We start from the raw sequence: 3,605 nt of genomic DNA, 5'->3' as shown, positions 1-3,605 counted from the left end.
TTATAACTACGATTACCAAAAGCAAGATCAGATAAAACATTGTTATTAACACCAGTATTACTTAACTTAATATCTGAATTAGCTGCAGCACTAGTAATTGCTAGAGAAAATTTACCTTCTGGTGTTTCATTGACTGTAGTAGAAAGATCTCCACCAATTGCATTGATTTTATCTCTTATTTGATTAAGAGTTGTTGTTTCATCAATAGTAATTTCTCCAGATCCAGTACCCCCTTCTACATCAATCTGAAAACTTCCAGTTAATCCTAAAGCTGTATCTGCATCTTTCACTTCAAACAAATTTGAAGATAGAGTTTTATCATTATCTCCTGTTTGAAGTATACCCAGACTTTTAAATAGATCATTATCATCTACTAGAGCAATCTCATTTTTTTCCCCTGTCTCAGTACTTTCCAACACAAGATGATTATCTACAATAGAAGCATTTACCCCAGCATCAGCATCATTTATTTTATTGCTGATATCACTTAAAGTATCTGTCTCATTAATTGTGATATCTGCACCATTGACCTGGATATTATTCTCTGCAGCAATTGAGGTAAATCCTGCAAGCTCATTGATAGCAGTTGCAGAATCGTCTAATCTGTCACCAGCAATCCTTTGACTAGTAGCCACACTATTAACAGTAACAGAATAATTAGCTTCATCAGCATCACTTGTTGCTGTAGCTGTAACAACATCACTATTACTGGAACTTGAACTGCGTGAATTATAGGTTGCAGCAAATTTCAAGTCAGTAGTCCTATCTTCTAATCTATCCAACCTGCTGTTAACATCTCTCCAGGCACCCTTAGTCTGTTCCAGTTCTGATATTTCCTGCTGGTAATTGATGATTGGACGCTGTTCTAGCTGAACTAATTGATTTATTATTGAGTCTGTATCCATACCAGTGGCTAATCCACCAAGACTTAAATCACTCATTTATAACACCTTCTTCCTAAACCGTCTCATCTATAAGAATCCCTACCATCTCATGAATTCTAGCTTGTAAATCAAGCATCTCTTCCGGTGGTAGTTCTTTTATTACTTCATCTGTATTTAAATCAACTACCTTAACCATCATCTTTTCTGTATCTTCATGAATTTGAAAGGAAAGTCCTTCTTTAACTCTATCTACTATTTCGTTTATATCTTTAACTGATTCTCTGACTTCATCTTCAAGTTCTTGCTCAGAATATTCTTCTTTTTCTCGAAGAGATTCAGGCTTAAGTTTGCTATTATCATTTCTATTAACTCTAGTGCTTTGATTATTGCTGTTATTATTATGAATCTGACGGTTGGAAAGAGATTCCACACTATCTACTCTCATAATAGCTTCCACCCTTTCTTTTAAAAAAAGCCAGCCGGAAAACCGGCCGGCTTGATTGTTAGTCTATATCAATATTATTCTCTTCAAGAAATTAACCGAGTAACTGAAGTACTCCCTGAGGTAACTGGTTAGCTTGAGCCATCATAGCTGTACCAGCCTGGCTTAGGATCTGAGACTTAGTAAAGTTCATCATTTCTTTAGCCATGTCTACATCAGAGATTCTAGATTCAGCAGCTGTTAAGTTTTCTTCAGCTGTGTTTAAGTTATTGATTGTGTGATCCAATCTGTTCTGAACAGCACCTAATTGGGAACGCTGATCCGAAACTTCAGATATAGCTGAATCTAAAGTATCAAGAGCTTCTTGAGCTCCCTCTGCAGTTGTAACATCAATATCAGCAATACTGAGTCCTTGGCTGCTCATATCACCAATAGAAATATCCATTGTTTGATTACTATTTGAACCAATCTGGAAAACAGAAGTAAAGTTTTCTCGAGTTCCACCGTTCTCTATAGCTACTTCACTATCTGCTCCAGCATCTGCTGATGTAATCTCTAAATCAGTTGCTGCAGTACCTTGAGCAATTGAAACTCCATCTAATTTACCAGTTGCTTGAGTAGTAATTGCGCTTACAAGTGTAGCACCATCAGTTACATCACTAATATCAATTCCTAATGCATCACCTTCATAAGCTCCTTGATCTGCATCATAAAACTCTATTTGCTGACTGTTTATTGTCATTCCTGTACCAGTTAACTTTTCTGCATCAGCAGCAGATGCAATACCAGAAAAATCTATTTCCTTAACTTCTGATTTTGCAGCTATATCTTGACCTGTTACTGTACCAGTAGTACCAGGAGTATAAGCTTCAAGTGTACCACTTGTATCAGCAGTATTAGTTTGCATTGTAACATTTGCAGGAGTAGTAGTGTCAGCAGATATATTACCTTTAGAACCTGCAAACTCTCCATCTTTTAAAGCTTCAATTGTAATTGTTCCACCAGACTCGGTAACTTTATAACTTCCTGCCAAATCCTCATTAGCATCAATCATAGTTTGTAAAGATTCTGCAGTAGATTTAGTAACTGCTGCATCATCAACTGAGTTAGCAGCACCACCTAAATCAACAGTTGCAGTAGTTCCTGAAACGCTAGAATCTCCAGCTGTTCCACCGCCGTTTGTATAATTAACTGTAAAAGATCTACCATTTAAATCTACACTTAGATTTTCTCCAGCAGCTAGAGTGGCTTGTAAATCAGCTGTTGCCTTAATTTCTACAGAGTATGCATCTGCTCCGTCTTGAGTTGTACTTGTTAAAGTAGTTAAATCAAGATTGGTTGACTCTAAATTATTAGTCCCATCACCTTTTAATAGACTCTGAGTGTTAAATTCAGTAGTGTCAGCAATTCTGTTAACCTCACTTTTCAACTGAGAAATCTCATCCTGAATTGACTGTCTATCAGCTTCAGTATTTGTACCATTAGCTGACTGATTTGCTAACTCTCTCATTCTCTGAAGAATAGAGTGAGTTTCTTTAAGAGCACCCTCAGCAGTCTGAATCATTGAAATACCATCCTGAGCGTTTCTTTGAGCCATTGCTAAACCTCTTGTCTGAGCATTCATTTTCTCACTGATTGCTAGACCCGCAGCATCATCAGAAGCTCCATTGATTCTCTTACCTGAAGACAACCTTGATAAAGACTTACTTAAGTTATTCTGTGTGTTTTTTAGCTGGTTGTATGAATTCAACGCAGCAACGTTTGTATTAATTCTCATTATTTATTCCTCCTTGAAATTTTGTGTTGTTATACTGGCATCCTTGCCAGTTGAATCTAATTTATAGTGGTTATATGAGCACCTCCGCAGCAGCACTTCGGCCGATAGTGTTGCCAGCAACGATGTTTTAGTAACCATTACTAAATATATTCCATTTTTTGAAGAAATAACCATCTCTATAATCCCATGTCACACAAGGGTTCATGGAGTAGGAAGAATAAATACCATTTGTTGTTCTAAAGATAAAATAAAGATAAATGTTGCTACCATTTGGAAACCTAAGCATAAACTAATGATAGTAAACCTCTAGTTTTGGAACCATCTGGACCAAATTCTGTTGCTAAAAACAAAAAAGCAACCGCTCTCTTCTGTAAAAAGAGTAACGATTGCTGTAAGAAATAATGTTTTTGTAACTTTTCTGTCATCTAAGAAGAGAATCAACTGCATCTCTGTAACCATACTTTCGTAAATACTCAATAACTGCAGCTTCGAAAATATCTCT

General features: G+C 36.4%; 4 protein-coding genes. All 4 read right to left on the bottom strand.

All coding sequences use genetic code 11. The features are described from left to right. Nucleotides 1-941, bottom strand: a 941-nt coding sequence (locus CI949_RS18550) for a flagellar filament capping protein FliD (protein ID WP_290769147.1), incomplete at its 3' end; no start/stop codon positions are given. Nucleotides 942-957: 16 nt separating this feature from the next. Beyond that, a complete protein-coding gene (locus CI949_RS18545) occupies nt 958-1,329 on the bottom strand; it encodes a flagellar protein FlaG (RefSeq protein WP_290769144.1) in 372 nt (123 codons plus the stop codon). Between the two features lie 91 nt (nt 1,330-1,420). Continuing rightward, complete coding sequence (locus tag CI949_RS18540; protein ID WP_290769141.1) at nt 1,421-3,103, bottom strand: flagellin; 1,683 nt, start codon at nt 3,101-3,103, stop codon at nt 1,421-1,423. Nucleotides 3,104-3,409: 306 nt separating this feature from the next. Next, a partial coding sequence (locus CI949_RS18535; protein ID WP_290769139.1) for a hypothetical protein occupies nt 3,410-3,605 on the bottom strand: 196 nt, incomplete at its 5' end.

This window comes from Halanaerobium sp. (assembly GCF_003070835.1).
The sequence above is the reverse complement of the archived record's forward strand: the minus strand, read 5'-3'. Positions and strand labels throughout refer to the sequence as shown.